This is a genomic window from Brotonthovivens ammoniilytica (assembly GCF_025566885.1).
Lineage (GTDB): Bacteria > Bacillota > Clostridia > Lachnospirales > Lachnospiraceae > Brotonthovivens > Brotonthovivens ammoniilytica.
The window spans coordinates 116642-132646 of the sequence record NZ_JAOQJQ010000006.1 but is presented as its reverse complement, the minus strand read 5'-3'; the positions used below and the strand labels follow the sequence as shown (position 1 = coordinate 132646).

Below are 16005 nucleotides of genomic sequence, written 5' to 3'. Positions count from 1 at the left end.
TAGCAGTGTTTTGGATAAATCCTAAGAAAAAATGTATTCGGAGGCATTTATGAAAATTTTAGTTATATTTACCGGAGGAACCATTGGAAGCTCCGCCGCAGCGGACGGATATTTTTCACCGGATGAAACAAAACCATACAAGCTGTTAGAGCTGTACCGCAAAATGTCCGGGGATGAAACCCGGTTTGAAACAGCAGAGCCTTACCGGACACTCAGTGAAAATCTGGATGGCCGCCATATCCGGGAACTGCTTGCCTGCATCCGCAGGGGAATCCAAAAAGGATATGACGGGATTATTGTAACTCATGGAACAGATACACTGCAATATACGGCCAGCGCCCTTGGATATGCGCTGGGAAATGCATCCGTTCCTGTTGTGCTTGTGTCCAGCAATTATATTCTGGAAAACCCAAAAGCCAATGGACTGCAGAATTTTTACTATGGGGTACAGTTTATTCGCAGTCAGGCAGGAAGGGGCGTATTTGTATCTTATAAAAATGAAGGCAAGGAGCCTGCAATTCACAGAGGAACCAGGCTTTTACCCCATGAGCCCTATGAAGATGCACTCTACAGTATCGGTAAGGTTCCCTATGGCAGATTTGAAAACTGCCGGTTTGAAGCTGGCGGGCTTTTAAGTACCAAAGCCAAAACGGAGCGCTTTATTAAGAATCCGGGATATTGGGAAAAGGAAGACGAAATACCTTGCCTTGACTGGAAATGGAAGGATGAGTTGTCCGGGGTTTTATGGATTTGGCCTTATGTGGGAATGGTTTATCCTGCAATTAATGAAAATATAAAAGCTGTTCTTCTTGGCAGCTATCATTCAGGAACCATAAATACAAAATCCTGTCAGCTCCGGAACTTTGCAGAAGAAGCAGGGAAAAAAGGGATACCGGTTTATCTGACAGGAGCCAGAGCAGGGGACACGTATGAGAGTGTCAAACCTCTTAGCGGCCTGGGAATTTGCGTACTGCCGGAGATTTCACCGATAGCTGCGTATATGAAACTATCTATGGCGTTGTGGGAGGGCAGGAAGTTATCCTCGGTGATGGCAGGCAGTCTGGGAGGAGACCTGGTTTAGCTCTCTGCAGCAGAAAGGACAACATATGCAGTATCAGATATTTATCAGCTACCGCAGGGATGGCGGTGAGAGTTTGGCAGCATTGCTGCATGAGCGGTTTGTCCGTATGGGCTACCGTGTATTTTATGATGTGGAGTCTCTTCGTTCCGGAGACTTCAACGAAAAACTTCTTGAGGTAATCTCAGAATGTGAAGATGTTTTGCTGGTGCTTCCCCCAGGCGGTCTTGACCGGTGTCTGAATGATGAAGATGACTGGGTGCGACGGGAAATTGAGCATGCACTTTTATGCGGCAAAAATATAGTGCCTATTATGATGCGGAATTTTGAGTTCCCGGATCATCTGCCGGAATCCTTAAAGCCTCTTGTGAATAAAAACGGAGTTTCCGCGAATATGGAATATTTCGATGCCGTTGTAGAAAAAATTGCAAAACAGCGGTTAAAATGTACGCCGGATAAAAATGCGGACAGGGAAGAAAAAAAGATTGAAGAATTAAAAGCAAGTGCCAAAAAGGGCTCTGCAAAAGCTATGAATGAACTGGGCATTATGTATGAAAAAGGGTCGGTGACGCTGGTACCCAATATGAAAAGGGCTTTTGAGTATTATAAGGCGGCCTGGGAGCATGGCAGTCTTGCGGCGGCCTGCAATCTGGGGGATATTTATGAGAGATGTTCGCTGGATTTAACACTGGTGAGAGAATACGGATTTTCAACAGAAGGGGGTTTATCCGCCGCAGATTTTAAACTGGAGTTAAAAGCGCAGGCCCTCCGGTACTATGAAGAGGCAGCCGGTAAAGGGTATGCACCGGCGCTGTATAAGCTTGGCAATGAAAGCGAAGAAAAGCGCCGGCTTGAGCAGGCGTATACATATTATGAACAGGCGGCAGAGCAGAAATATCTTCCGGCTGTAAATGCACAGGCCTGGATGTTAAGAAACGGACTGGGGACAGATCAGGACCTTTTGCGGGCGGAGGAATTGTATCGGGAAGCCGCTGACGCAGGATATCCGGCAGCAATTTACAATTACGCCAGTATGATTGAAGCGCGGGATCCACAGCAGGCTATGAATCTTTATTCCCAGGTGGCATACGGAGATCAGGCGCTGCCCATGGCAATGTATGCCCTTGGCCGCCGGTATGAGTTTGGGATGCGGGATCTTAGAAATGCCATCAGCTGTTATGAACGGGCCTTGAAATATGGAATCAGTGAAGCGGCAGATGATTTAAGACGGTGTAAAGATACATTGATATAAGAAAGGCGGAAGATGAGAATGAAACGGACAGAAATGAAAAATGTTCAGATCAAAAAGAAAACCGGCTATAATATTTACGGTCTGAAAAACCGTACGTTTTATATACTGGCGGCTCTTGTCTGCGCTGTAATGATAGATGCGGTGATACAGATTCCAATACAGTCTTTCCCGCTGCCGGTAAAAATTGTTCTGGATATTCTTGTGATAGCGGCAGCCCTGGGGCTGGCTCTGTTTAAAAGCACCTCAGATAACAGCAGGGTGGTTCCGTATCTGCGGCAGGAAGGTTTTGAGTTTCTGGGATTATATGATCTGTCCGGAAAGGAATCGTTAAACAGTACAGATATTCTTTCCAGGGAAGAAGAAGTGCGTTACTTAAACCAGATGCTTGAAACACTGATTTTCCAGCAGAACAGTGTAAAGCAGGCAATCTGCCTTACCGGTAAAAGCGGATGCGGCAAATCAACAATACTTTCCTTTTTTAAGCGGGAATATAAAGACAGATATCAGATCTATGATTTTTCCGGTAACTATACAAATCTGAAGACTGCGCTGACCCAGCGCTTTGGAAACAATTTAGATCAGGAGCTGCTGGCGCAGGCGGGAAAACAGAAACTAGTTTTTATATTTGATCAGTTTGAACGCTTTTTCTTCCTGGAGGAATCAAGAAAAGAGGAAGTCCGTGAGCTGCTTTCCTCTCTTAGTAAAAAGAATATGGCCATGATTCTGTCCATGAGAGAAGAGTATCTGGCAGATTTTATGAAAGAGTTTGATATTAACAATATGAAACAGGGCGCCAGAGATAACGATTCCAAAGATCAGACCGGCATTTTGAACGGCCTTACCAGTATGATCAGAGATGACAGGAAAAATTATCATGTGTTAAACACGTCGCAGTTTAGCCGGACGGTAACCTGGCAGCAGGAGCTTATAAAAGAGAATTATCATGTACACTTAGAGCACCCGGGGACGCGGTCTGAGCATACAGCTTTAGATCCGGTGGGAAATACCATTTATTACTGTGAAAATCAGAATGAAGTGAAAGTCCGCTGTAACGGAACGGAAGAAAATGCCACGGTTCTTCAGAATAAATGTGAGCTTTTATTTGGAGCGGCAGGAAGAGATTTCTATGAAAAGCACCGTCAGGAACCGTTGATTCAGCAGCAGATTTCGTATCATATGGCAGAGTATGAAAAAAAAGTCAAAGAACAGTCCGAGGATGCTTTAAAGGAAGTGTTTGCAATGGAGGATTACGAGCTGTTAAATCATTACTTTGATGTACAGCTTACAGCGGCTGGTGACTATTTCAATGCATCCAGAATTTTATATCTGCTTAGTCAGGCACGGCTGAATCATGTTGTAATGAAACGCCGTGATCTTGAGTTTGGACTGTTTGAAAACCAGTTTTCAAAAGATGGACATAAAGCCGTGAATCGTATGATTGAAAAGATGGAGGAGCTGCAGCTGATCCGGAGAAATATTGAGCGTTCCGATCAGGAATATGAGATTGCTCATGATTTTGTGGCCCAGGCCTTTTTAAATTACAGTCACTCTAATATGGACAGAAATGTTAAGAGTGCACTGGATATTTATATGGCGGAATATCTGGACACCAATAAAAAGAACTACATAGAAGAAAAGAGAAATCACTGCAGAAAAGTACAGAAGTCAAAATATTATACAGTTATTTATATTGTGTTTGCACTGCTGGCAGCGGCAGTGGACGGTATGATACATTTTGCCTGGAATCCATGGCAGAATATATGGCAGGAAATAAATGTTTACGGTGGAATCTTTACGTTTGTACCTTTGCTGATGACGGAAGCCTGTATGCTTTATATTTATAATGTATATCAAAAAGTCGTACAGTTTTACCGGGGCAGAAAGGAATCCCTTTGTAAAGTGATTTTTGCGGTAATCATGGTGGCTGCGGTTTTTGCAACGTTTTGTTATCCCCACGGATTATTATTTTACGGTCTGGGGCTTGCACTGATGGGAGGAAATTGTGCGTTGCTTTTGAATGATTCTTATCAGAAAGCCAGCAGGATGGAAATGCGCAATTACGGTCTGAAGTGTGTGATGATGGGACTGGCATTTGCCGTGCTGCATCTGATTTTATGGATTTTCAACCAACGGTTTCCTGTCTATATTATCTTTGTTGAGATGGTTATGATGCTCCTTCTGGTGGCATACGCTTATCTGGCGCATATGACAAAAGAATATCTGTATGGAAGAAGGATGGACGCGGGCAGTGACCGGGGCGAGACTTGAAAAGACAAAAAACAATAAAAACAGGAAAAAGAAAACAGGCGGGAACAACAGGAAACTGTTGCCTGCCTGTTTTACTTTGCTATAATAAATAGATAGAGGGATGAACACAAAGGAGAACGGGGATGGAACAGAAGGACCGCTATTATCAGCAGATTATGGAATTGAATGGAATGGAGGAGTTAAAGCAGGAGGTCAGAAAGTGGGAAGTGCTGGCGGATAATATTGGACATTTTCCACTGGAACAGGAAATATTGCTTCCTGATTATTTCTGGATTTCTGGAGCCGGAACAGGAAAATCATATGTTCTGCGTCTGCTTGCACAGTATCTGGAAGCACGGCAGATTATGGATTTTTCCGGCAATAAAAAGGTAATTGAATTTGAACTGGGGTATTGTGAACCTTCTGGGCCTTTTAGCGAGCTGACACGCTTGATTGAATGTCTTTCTTATGAGGCCGGATACCGCCAGTACTACCGGGGGATTTTAGCTGTACATATTACTCCCTGGCTTTCCCATATGAAAGAGCCCCATATGAACCGCTTTCTGGAATTTTTGTCTGAGAATACAAAAGACTGGCTGATTGTGCTGATTGCGGATGCAGATGTGAAAGCGGAAGAACGTGCATGCAGACAGATTGCATATTATTTAAGGTATAAAACCATTCATATTGCTCTGCCAAAGACCGGCGTTTTGTATCAGCATCTGGAAAGGCGCTGTATGTCTTATGGGATTTCCATCAGCAAAGAAGCGGGAAAAATACTGACAGATGCCATTGAAGTAATGAAATCAAATCCCTATTTTGACGGTTATAATACCATAAACCTTATGGCCCAGGAAATGATTTATGATTTGTACAGCAGCAAGATCCTGGAAGAAAAACAGATCACGGCTGAAATGCTTCAGGAATCCGGCAGCGGTGACTCCTTTATTTGTCATTATATGAAACCTGTTTGCCAGCGGGGGGAGGAAACAGAATGAAAGAGATTAAAGATACTTACCGATATGACCGTTATCATATGCCTTATCAGGAGAGCCGGTGGGCGGAGCCGGAGGAAATTATGGCGGATACGGTCAGAATCCAGATAGAAAAAACACCTTATGAGGCTGCCGGTATTCCGCTGCTTAGCGACGGCAGAACAGCATATGTAGACCACCAGGATAATCATACGCTGCTTTTAGGCGCTACAGGCTCTAAAAAAAGCCGTTTGTTTGTGATGCCCATGATTCATTTGATGGCCAGTGCCGGAGAGTCTTTTGTAGTGACGGACCCAAAGGGAGAGCTGTATCAGCAGACTGCCGGGACTGCCCAGGCAAACGGATTTCGGGTAGTAGCTGTTAATTTTCGGGATTTTCTGCATTCTGACAGATGGAATCCGTTAAAGCTGCCATATGAACTGTATTGTGACGGAAAAAAGGATGAGGCTGTTGGAATGCTGAATGATCTTATAAACAGCATCTGTGCAGATTCCATGCGCAAAACCGTCGATATTTACTGGATTTTGCAGGCATCTTCTCTGGCGCTGGCACTGCTTTTGATCCTGTTTGAGACGGGACGGCCGGAAGAGATTAATATGGGAAGCTTTGTAAAACTGTGCGGGGAATATGGAAAACCCATTGAGGAAAACCGGTTGTATGAATTGTTTGATTCTATCAATCCAGACTCTGTAGCCGGTATGAATCTGGAGGGAGTACTGATTTCATCCGAAAAAACAAAGGACAGCATCATGAGTTCTCTTCATGCTATGGTGCGCATTTTTATATTGCAGAAAAATCTGATTTCCATGATGGCTGACAGTGATTTTCGGATTCAGGATATTAGCAGAGAAAAGACGGCTGTCTACATTATGATTCCGGATGAAAAAAACACCTTTCATTTTCTGGCTACACTGTTTATTAAGCAGTGTTATGAGACGATGATTATAGAGGCGCAGAAACAGCCGGCCATGGGACTTTTAAGACGCTTGAATTTTGTTCTTGATGAATTTGCTAATATTCCCGCCATTCCGGATATGGAGGCTATGATAACGGCGGCAAGAAGCAGAAATATCCGGTTCTTTCTTGTAATTCAGAGTATGTATCAGCTGAATAAGCTGTATGGTGAAAATGCCAGAACCATTACAAGCAACTGTGAGAACTGGATTTATCTAAATTCCAAAGAGTTTGAGCATTTAACAGAAATCAGCAATCTGTGCGGTAATGTATATACCATAAACGGCAGTGTCCGGCCTTTAATTTCCCCTTCTCAGCTGCTTCATTTAAGCAAAAAAAAGGGGGAGGCTCTGATCTTAGCAGGAAGAAATTATCCGATACTGACACAGATGGCTGATATTTCAGAATATAAATTTCCCTTCTGTGAGGCTCCGGCGCTTCCGGTAACAGACAGAGAAGAGACTGCGCTGTTTTCTCTTGATCATTTAATCCGTCAGTTAAGACAGGGACAGCGGGGCCCGCTGTTTTACAGTGATAGTCAGAAACCAAAAAAGGCCCAGAAAGATCTTAAGACTTCCGGGGAAGAAGATCTGATGGAAAAATCTGTGAATCAGATGGAGAAGCTGATAGGGATATTGATGAATTATGAGCAGAATGGATGAACAAAAAGTTTACAGCTGCATAAAAAAGATAGAAAAACAGCTGGAATCACCGGCAGATGCATTTGACTGGCAGGAATGTTTCCTGGAGCTATTAGGGCTGGCAGCCCGGCTGAACCACAGAAGGATTCTTGAACAGGGGATGGAACTGGCAGGAAAGTGCTATACTGTCCTGAATGAAGTTGACGAAGAGGTGCTGCTTGCGGTGCGCCGGCGTTATTGTCTGCTCCGGAAGACTGCCGGAGGCCGAAAGCCTGCTTATGGCTGGGATTATCTGTGCGGACTGTACAGGAAGAAAGCGGCCGGGCAGAAAGATCGGCTTAGGGTCTTTCATAAAGTGTGGAACAGCGTGCGGCTGCTTCATATGGGACTGCTTGATGAAGAAACAGCAGTTTTACGTATCTGTTCTGTCTGGGAGGAATTTTTAAAAGCAGTGCCGTCCTGTCTTTGGACGGAGGAGTATTTTTCGGAAAGTGCAGAGCTTTTGCGGCAGGGGGGAAAATGGCAGGAATATGGGATGTATGTACAGTTTCTGCTGGAGCATATATCGGAAATGCCGGATCAGCTTTTGAAAAAAGTCCAGGACAATATGAAGATATTTGGACTTTGATATCATATAGAGACATACCACAAAAGTGAGTTCAGGATAAAGGAGTATAAGGTATGAGTTGGGAACAGGATTCAAAAAAGGCGGCAGAATTATATCCGCTGATGCAGAAAAACGATATGGATGCCTGCGGACTGCTGCTGGAACTGATTGAGCGCTATGCAGGGGCGGCAGTTAAGTCACAGCTGAAAGATTATAATATTTATGATACGGAGCTGGAACAGGAAATTATGGCGGAGGGCTGTGTGACAGTGTGCAGAAAACTTTCAGAGGGTTTCTGGCAGTCTGACGAGCGCATTGCCCCTGAGGATGTTTTAAGATATTGTGTGGGAATATACCGGCGTCTTGCTGTCCGTTATGGGACGAAAAAGGCTGAGGAACTGGTGCATTCTCAGTCCCTGGAGGGCATGGAAGAGGGGGGCCAGCCTTTAAAGACAGTATCTGATCCCCAGGGGAATCCATTTGATTATTTTTGGAAGAAGGAACAGTTTCAGATTATCAGCCAGGTGATTCATATGTATATGATGGAATTTTTTGATTTTAAACGGGAGCCTTATATGCTGCTCTGTCTTGGATACGCTAAGATTTTGTCTCATATTATTGGCGATGAGAATAAAAACAATGCTGTGGACTGGGCGTTTCAGTATATGAAGGATCATAATGTGGGCCAGCTGTCAGAGGAGTTTAAAGAAGAGTTTAACAGCAGTGACAGAGAGCATCAGTATGAATGGGGAGAGCGGTATCTGAAAAATCTGAACAAGGCTTATGTTTGTGAAGACGAAGAAGTAATTCCTGTTTCTGATATTGTAATTACAGAAGAATTTCATACAAAAGCTGCAAGCCAGTGGTGTATTCGTGTGAACAAAGCAATTATTGATAAAATAGCTTCCAGCATTCTAAAGGATCCGACTATGACAGAGATTCTGATGGAGTATGCGGATTTTAAAGCTGCGGCAAATAAAGTAAAGAGCAGAAAAAAAGGAGACAGAGCATGATGATGGAACATCCGGAAAAAACAATGCTGGAAGAGCTGGCCAGAAAGGAACTGGCGGGTGAACTTTTAACAGAAAAAGAGGCAGAATGCAAGAGGCATGTTATGGAGTGCAGAGAGTGCAGGGCATACAGCGGTGTCTATGGGGCGCTGATTGATATTATAGACGGGGAAATCTTCGGGGAATATATGAAGGCAAGAGTGATTGACCAGCGGATTATTTTAAAGGAACCGGACAAATGGAAAGGATCAGATGGAAGATCTGAAGTGTGATGCTATGACAGAAAAAAGGAAACGCAGACTGCGTCAAACAGTAAAGTTTGGAATCATTGCTTCGCCTTTTGTAATTGGAGGAATTGGTTTTTCATTATTATATGGGGGAAGCGTGATCAGTGGTTTTTATGATGCTTTGTGTCTGTATGGATTGCAGCTGAATGTAGATAAAGAAGATGTAAATCTATTGATTAATATTGCAAGGTGGGCGGCGCCCTGTATGACAGTGGCAGTTTTGTTTACGGTGCTGTCTGCGGTGTTTAAAAATATGCAGGTCCGCAGAAAGGTCCGCAAAAAAGATGCGGCAGCCATTCACGGGGACAGCCGATATATTCCGGTGGTGGGACAGAAAATCGGAAAACATGCGGTAGTTTCTGAAAGTCCTCTTTCTTTTCGGGCACCCAGGCAGATTCTGATTTTTGATACGGATTATGAAATGTTTCAGTATCTTCATGTTCATGAAAAAGATCTGTTTGGGAATCCTGATAAAATATTATATTTGTGTACGGAGCGTATTGCCCGGGGCTCCTATAAAGAACAAGGGCTTCAGATCTGTAATCTGGCGGAAAACTGCGGCCGTGCATACTGGAAGGAAAATCTGCTTCAAAAAGATGAAAAAATAATTGTTATTATTGGATTTGGAAATTACGGACAGGAAATTTTAAATCAGGGACTGCTGATGAATGTCAGAGATATTACATCCGATCTGCAGTACCATATTTTTGGGAACAGCAAAGAATATCAGCATCTTCATCATAAATTATCTCGCTTTGTTAATGTGGGAAATGATAAAGAAAACCGGGTGGAGGGAAGAGATTCTGTTATCTTTCATGAAGAGCTCTGGTATGAAGATGAAGCTTTGATTCAGGCGGCGGACCGGATTATACTGGCCTATGATGAGGAAGAGCGCAATCTGCTGATTTTAAATGAACTGCACAAATATTTCATAATGAATAAAATATATATAAAGGTATTTAATGAGCAGATTTTGAAAACATTGTGGGATATTGAAAAAATGCAGATTGTTCCATATGGCACGGATGAGCAGATGTGTGAACCGGAAATGATTCTTGGGGAAAGTACTCTGATACGGGCTAAAATGTGCCACGCTACTTATATCAGAAATGCTCCGGCCGAATATGGAGGATGCCGGGAAAAGGAAGCAGGAAGCTGTCAGAAAACTTTAAATGCATGTATTTCATGTCCTCATTTTTTACAGGACTGGAACAGCATGAACTATTTTACCAAGTATTCCAACGTTGCACAGGCGGATCATATGTGTGTGAAGGAACAGATTCTGATGGAGGGCTATACGTATCCAAAAGGAGTGAAAAAGGGCGATTTTCTGAAAGAAATTTACAGAAATCTTTCGGATGAAGAAAAAAACAAAATGCGTGAGATTGAACATCTGCGCTGGATGCGTTATCATTATCTACAGAACTGGGATTATGCGCCAAAAAGAGATAAGCAGAAACATTTTCATAATCTGCTGGTAGATTTTTCGGATCTGGCTCTGGAAGAGCAGATGAAAGACGATGACACCTATAATACCATGTTCGAAATTTATAATGAAGGGTAGAACAAAAGAGCAGATAATTATGACTTTGGTAGAATTTTATGATGAGAGAGCGTTAGAAAATATAGCCGGGATTTTGTACCTGCGTCCTGAAAAAGTGATCTTCCTGGGCTCTAAAGGGAAAAAGATGAAAAAGTTTGCCGATAACTGCCGGGAGGTGCTATCGGACAGAGGTATGAAAACCCAGGTGGAGAGCCGTACATTGAATCCCAATAATCTGCTGTCCATGGTTGATATTCTCTGTGAAATTCTGGATCAGAATGAACAGTGTGAATTTAACCTGACCGGTGGAGAGGAATCCGTGATGGTGGCTCTTGGTATGGTTTATGAGCGGTTTAAGGAACGGGTGCAGCTGCACCGCATTAATTTAAACAGCGGAAATTACGTAGATATGGATGAAGTGGAGAATCATGCCTGGGACGGCGTGCTGCCGAAACTGACTGTGCCGGAGCTGGTAAAGATTTATGGAGGAACCATTCTTTCTTCAGGGATTGCCAAAAGCAGCGCTGAGGAAATTTCATGGACACCGGAGTTTGTTCGTGATGTACATCAGCTTTGGAACCTGTGCAGACAGGACTGCACAGGCTGGAATACGTTGATTTCTAATCTTGAAATTATTCAGAAATATGGACAGTGTGAGGAGCAATCTTTGAAAATTTGTCTTTCAAAGGAAGATGAAAGTAAATTAAACGGGGAATGCTTTGAGACGGAACTGTTTGGAAGGCTGCGGCAGGGAGGATATATTTTAGACTTTCAGGCCGCAAAGGATCAATATATATTTTCGTATAAAAATGCAGATATCCATAAGTGTCTTACAAAATCCGGCACGGTTTTGGAGCTGGCAGTATATCTTGCGGCAAAAGAAATGGAGGATGAGGAAGAGGGAACAAAGTATTTTCAGGATCTTAAGGCCAGCGTATATCTGGACTGGGACGGAAATCCCCATCTGGATGACAATCAGACCAATACCGTCAATGAAATTGATGTGATTATGATGCACCATCTGGTTCCTTATTTTGTTTCCTGTAAAAATGGGGCAGTGTCTGTAGATGAGCTGTACAAATTATATGTGGTGGCCAATCATTATGGATTCGGCTATGCAAGAAAGATTCTGGTTTTAACGGACTATGGGAAAAAACATCTTCAGAATTTCAGCTTTGTGAGAGAACGGGCCAAAGATCTTGGCATCTATATTTTAAATGAAGCTCATCAGTTTACAATTTCCGGGCTCAGCAAGGAACTAAAACGTTTCTGTCTGTAAGAGCGGGACTTGAATGGACAGTATCACAAATGAAAATAAGAAATGAAACGACAAAAAAGCCGCAGGCATCTGCTAAGAAGCAGATCTGCGGTTTTTTGTAATCAGAGCAGATATATCAGATGTGCAGCAATTTGGAATAGAATATTGTCAGCAAAGCTGACCCCAATCCCGCACCAAGCCTCGCGAGAGCGAGACTTGAATTTATGGGGTTGGCTCCTGCTGCATGGCCTGTTTAATGTGGCGGATAAAAAGATTGTGGATTTCCGGATATTCACCAAGTCCTTTCAGTACACATTCCACTTCAAAGCCTGCCTGTATAAACTGGCATTTCCAGGAATCCGGGTCATCACCGGCCATATCATTGGCTGCATGATCGCCGGCAACAATCATAAATGGAGTCAGAATTATTTTTTTCGGATGCTGCTCCTTTACCATACGCAGCAGTGTTTCCATGGAAGGATATGCTTCCACTGTTCCCAGAAAAATATTAGGATATCCTTTATCCTTGAATGTATAGTCCATAGCAGCATAAATAGAGTTTGCATAATGAGTGGTGCCGTGTCCCATTAAAACAAGTGCTTCGTCGTCTGCCAGGTCTGAAAAAGCATTGTGGATAATAGAAATCAGGGCATCGTTGTCTTCGCTGCTGGTGAGCAGCGGGGGTCCAAAACGGATGGAGTGGAAATTATCCTTACAGGAGAGAGCGTCCTCAATCATAAGTTCATTTTCAATACCGTTAATAACGTGGGTTGGCTGAATAATGACATCTGTGATACCATCAGCTGCCATTTGGGCCATTGCCTCTTTTACATTAAAAATTTTAATACCGTCCCGTTTCAGGAGCTTTTTCATAATCATTTTGCTTGTCCATGCCCGGTAAATGCGGTGCTCAGGGAAGGCTGAACCGATAGCCTGTTCGATGGCATCAATGGTTTTTTTACGGGTTTCATGGTAGCTGGTCCCAAAGCTTACAACAAGAATTGCCTGCCGGGGTTGCCTGCTCTGAGGTCTGGAGCTGACAAAAGCAGGTGCAGAAAGCTGCTGAATGTAGTGTTCTAGCTGAGACAGATTTTTTGGAACCGGCAGAGACATTTTCAGGATACCCTTACTGCTCAGGCTGTCAAACAGCTGCAGGCAGGCGGGCTGTTCAAGATTGGTGGATGCCAGGGCGGATTTATTGGAAAACACGTCTTCCGGGGAGCCCTGCATCAGAAGCTTTCCGTCTTTTAACAAAACAATTTCATCAGCCCACTCCATGGCATAATTAACGTCATGGGTTGCCATCATTACGGTAATGCCCTGGCTGGTCATCTGGTTTACAATGTGATTGACCATAGATGTATGTCTGGGGTCTAAGGCAGCGGCAGGTTCATCTAGAATAATGATATCCGGATGCATCACCAGAATGTCTGCGATGGACACCTGCTTTTTTTGTCCCCCGCTTAATGCGTGAGTTGGCTTGTGCCGAAATGGGGTAATCTCCAACTGTTCAATGACCTGTTCTACCTCCTCTTGGGCTTCTTCAGCAGAAACCCCCAGATTTAAAATACCAAAGGAAATTTCCTGATAGACGCTGGCAGAGAATAACTGATGATCGGGATCCTGAAATACGATTCCTACTTTGCTTCTTAAATCCAAAAGTCCCTGCCGGGAATAATCTACAGGTTTTCCATTAAAATAAAGAGTTCCCCGGGAAGGCTTATGGATTCCGTTGCAGCAGAGGAAAAATGTAGATTTACCGGAACCGTTGGCTCCCATAAAGGCAATTTTTTTTCCTTTTTTGATTTCCAGTGATAGTCCGTTTAGAGAGTGGCTTTGTTCATCATCATAAGAAAAATAAAGATTGTCGGCTTTTAAAATAATATCGTTCATATATAACCTTTCTTAGGGAGACTGATTTGAAAGTCTGAAAAGCTACCAGATCAGTTCCGATTTTTTTAATATGGTGAGCACAGCAAGAACTGCAGTGAAGAAAACAATTGCTGTGATTTCTTTCTTATTTGGTTTAGAAGTTTCATTCAGGACATGGATGGCGCCGTCGTAGCAGCGGGATTCCATGGCGTCATACAAAGCGTTGGATCTTTTCATGGCTCTGATAAAAAGAACAGAGATCATGGAGCCAAAAGATTTCAGCGAGGTTTTATAGTCTTTGTATCCCAGCCTGGATTTCTGGGATATCATAATGCTTACCGCGGCTTCTAGCAATACAAAAATAAAACGGTAGATCAGAAGCATCAGTTCACTGATCATAGCCGGACAGTGAAGCTTTGAAAGCACCATCAGGATATCCGGCATGGGAGTATTCAGTGATAAAAAGTAGAGACTGGATACTGCGGCCAGGGCAGTTGCCATCAGCTGTATGCCGAAGAAAACAGAAGAGAAGCTTCCTGTAATATAAAAATTTCCCACAGGGATGGCAAAGGCATCCATTGGTGTACGGGAAAGGTTTACAATAACTGCCAGTGTACTTAAGATGAGAAAAGCAACCGGAATCAGCATCAGATTTCGGTACCGTTTTTTTGAAATACCGGCAATGGCCACTGTTAAAACTGTATTTACGGTAAATACCAGCAGTGCGATAATCAGAGAACGGCTGATGATACAGGCGGCGATGGTAATGATGGAATAAAGAAACTTTTCACCGGCGTTGATATATCTGAGTTTGGAATAGTAACATAATTTATCAATCAGAAGCAAAATGACTTCTCCTTATTTACATTTACGGGGGGGCGGACATTATAAGCCCGTCCCCCATGATATATTTACGGTTGTTTTGCAGGCGGAAGCTGCTTTGACTTAGGATCAGAGTCAGCTTTTTCTTCCTGGTCTTCTTTCATCCATTTTTTGCGCTCTACCAGGCGTCCCATAACAAAGGCGGCAATGCCAACGCCGATGCCGGTTTGTACGCAGAAAAAGAGACTTTCCACCTCTCCTGGAAGCTCTCCGTTTAAGGCCTGTTCCAGCACCGGGGTAAACCAGGGTTCATATTCCTCGCCGGTGATTTCGTTTACCATCTGGCTGCCGGCGTCATCAGAACCGCCAAATTCAGCTCCTTTTAATGCGAAAAGAGGAATCAGGGCGATGAGAATAATTGCAATAATAAGGACAATAGCAAGTGTTTTATTGTGCTTGGATTTATTCATTATTTCGCCTCCTTTAAATAACCGAGAGCTTTTAGTTCAGGCTTTGCATAGTTTTCAAGGGCCATGATAATCAGCAGTGTAATCAGTCCTTCAATAATTGCCAGGGGAATCTGGGTAGGGGCGAAAACCCCCAGAAATTTCACCGCAGATGCGCCTATGCCGCCGCTTTCTGACGGATATGCCGCTGCCAGCTGGAAGGCGGTAATGCAGTATGTAAATAAATCACCAAGACAGGCCGCCAAAAAAACGGACAGTCTGCGGTTTACTTTACATTTCTGACAGAGGATAAAAATTCCGTAAGAAAGGAAGGGGCCTGCAATTGCCATGGAAAATGTATTTGCTCCCAGTGTAGTAAGTCCGCCGTGTGCCAGCAGAATTGCCTGGAAGAGCAGTACGATAATGCCAAGAATGCTGACTGCAGAAGGGCCGAATAAAATTGCTCCAAGTCCGGTTCCGGTCATGTGAGAACAGCTTCCCGTCACCGACGGAATCTTAAGGGATGAAATTACAAATACGAAAGCTCCGGCCATTGCAAGCAGGGTCAGCGTCCTGCGGTTCTCGGTCAGCGTTTTTCTTATAGAAAAAAAGCCGGCAATTAGAAATGGGATACAGATAATTCCCCATAAAATGCAGAATTTAGCAGGAAGATATCCTTCCATAATGTGCATAGCGCTGGCTGCCGGCGCAATTCCAAAAATAAAGGCCAGGGCTGTGGCAGTCATAACGATTCTTTTTTGTCTGAGTGTCATAATTTTTCCTTTCTCCTGGGGTAAAAAAAACGCAGGAATCGTATTCATTCAATGATATACATTCTAACGGCAGAGTTTTGAAGCGTCAATTTTTTTCCCGCAAATTCTATAAAATTCGCCAAAAAGATAAAAAAAATCACAATTGAGAAAAATTCTCTTATTTTCAAGAGCTTTGGAGGTGTTTTCCTAAAAGAACAGCCAAAGGAAATAGGTTGTACAA

At 43.4% G+C, this 16005-nt stretch carries 14 protein-coding genes and 1 pseudogene; 10 read left to right on the top strand and 5 right to left on the bottom strand.

The genetic code is table 11. The annotated features are described in order from the left end of the window. The first annotated feature begins 49 nt into the window (after positions 1 to 49). From OCV88_RS13610 to OCV88_RS13565, 10 genes are all read left to right on the top strand, one after another. Positions 50 to 1081 carry an asparaginase gene (locus tag OCV88_RS13610; protein WP_262591339.1) on the top strand — a complete coding sequence of 344 codons (1032 nt, stop codon included), beginning with the start codon at positions 50 to 52 and terminating at the stop codon, positions 1079 to 1081. Between the two features lie 25 nt (positions 1082 to 1106). Further along, the gene (locus OCV88_RS13605; protein ID WP_158425980.1) at positions 1107 to 2330 is read left to right on the top strand and encodes a TIR domain-containing protein; all 1224 of its coding nucleotides are present in this window, start codon (positions 1107 to 1109) and stop codon (positions 2328 to 2330) included. Positions 2331 to 2348: 18 nt separating this feature from the next. Next, positions 2349 to 4598 carry a P-loop NTPase family protein gene (locus OCV88_RS13600; RefSeq protein ID WP_158425979.1) on the top strand — a complete coding sequence of 750 codons (2250 nt, stop codon included), beginning with the start codon at positions 2349 to 2351 and terminating at the stop codon, positions 4596 to 4598. Positions 4599 to 4720: 122 nt separating this feature from the next. Beyond that, the gene (locus OCV88_RS13595; protein ID WP_158425978.1) at positions 4721 to 5575 is read left to right on the top strand and encodes a hypothetical protein; all 855 of its coding nucleotides are present in this window, start codon (positions 4721 to 4723) and stop codon (positions 5573 to 5575) included. Beyond that, a complete protein-coding gene (locus OCV88_RS13590; RefSeq protein WP_158425977.1) occupies positions 5572 to 7188 on the top strand; it encodes a VirD4-like conjugal transfer protein, CD1115 family in 1617 nt (538 codons plus the stop codon). Before OCV88_RS13595 ends, OCV88_RS13590 begins: the two co-directional genes overlap by 4 nt. Next, on the top strand, positions 7172 to 7795 hold the full coding sequence (locus OCV88_RS13585; protein WP_158425976.1) for a hypothetical protein: 624 nt from the start codon (positions 7172 to 7174) through the stop codon (positions 7793 to 7795). Before OCV88_RS13590 ends, OCV88_RS13585 begins: the two co-directional genes overlap by 17 nt. A 53-nt stretch (positions 7796 to 7848) precedes the next feature. Continuing rightward, positions 7849 to 8787, top strand: a complete 939-nt coding sequence (locus OCV88_RS13580) for a hypothetical protein (protein WP_158425975.1) — start codon at positions 7849 to 7851, stop codon at positions 8785 to 8787. Continuing rightward, a complete protein-coding gene (locus OCV88_RS13575) occupies positions 8784 to 9056 on the top strand; it encodes a hypothetical protein (protein WP_158425974.1) in 273 nt (90 codons plus the stop codon). Before OCV88_RS13580 ends, OCV88_RS13575 begins: the two co-directional genes overlap by 4 nt. Next, positions 9037 to 10635 carry a hypothetical protein gene (locus OCV88_RS13570; RefSeq protein ID WP_158425973.1) on the top strand — a complete coding sequence of 533 codons (1599 nt, stop codon included), beginning with the start codon at positions 9037 to 9039 and terminating at the stop codon, positions 10633 to 10635. The genes OCV88_RS13575 and OCV88_RS13570 overlap by 20 nt, the downstream gene beginning before the upstream one ends. Positions 10636 to 10654: 19 nt before the next feature. After that, complete coding sequence (locus tag OCV88_RS13565) at positions 10655 to 11893, top strand: PDDEXK family nuclease (protein WP_262591336.1); 1239 nt, start codon at positions 10655 to 10657, stop codon at positions 11891 to 11893. A gap of 201 nt (positions 11894 to 12094) precedes the next feature. On the opposite strand, the gene OCV88_RS16100 is transcribed toward OCV88_RS13565, so the two are convergent. The 5 genes and pseudogenes from OCV88_RS16100 to OCV88_RS13540 form a co-directional block, all read right to left on the bottom strand. Then, a complete protein-coding gene (locus OCV88_RS16100; protein ID WP_262591356.1) occupies positions 12095 to 12940 on the bottom strand; it encodes a sirohydrochlorin cobaltochelatase in 846 nt (281 codons plus the stop codon). A gap of 225 nt (positions 12941 to 13165) precedes the next feature. Beyond that, a pseudogene (locus tag OCV88_RS16095) lies at positions 13166 to 13765 on the bottom strand (energy-coupling factor ABC transporter ATP-binding protein); the annotation flags it as partial. Positions 13766 to 13807: 42 nt separating this feature from the next. After that, positions 13808 to 14590: a cobalt ECF transporter T component CbiQ gene (gene cbiQ, locus OCV88_RS13550; protein ID WP_158425970.1), complete on the bottom strand. Its 783-nt coding sequence runs from the start codon at positions 14588 to 14590 to the stop codon at positions 13808 to 13810. Between the two features lie 65 nt (positions 14591 to 14655). Continuing rightward, the gene (locus OCV88_RS13545) at positions 14656 to 15036 is read right to left on the bottom strand and encodes an energy-coupling factor ABC transporter substrate-binding protein (RefSeq protein WP_158425969.1); all 381 of its coding nucleotides are present in this window, start codon (positions 15034 to 15036) and stop codon (positions 14656 to 14658) included. Next, positions 15036 to 15785, bottom strand: a complete 750-nt coding sequence (locus OCV88_RS13540; protein ID WP_158425968.1) for an energy-coupling factor ABC transporter permease — start codon at positions 15783 to 15785, stop codon at positions 15036 to 15038. The genes OCV88_RS13545 and OCV88_RS13540 overlap by 1 nt, the downstream gene beginning before the upstream one ends. Positions 15786 to 16005 lie beyond the last annotated feature (220 nt).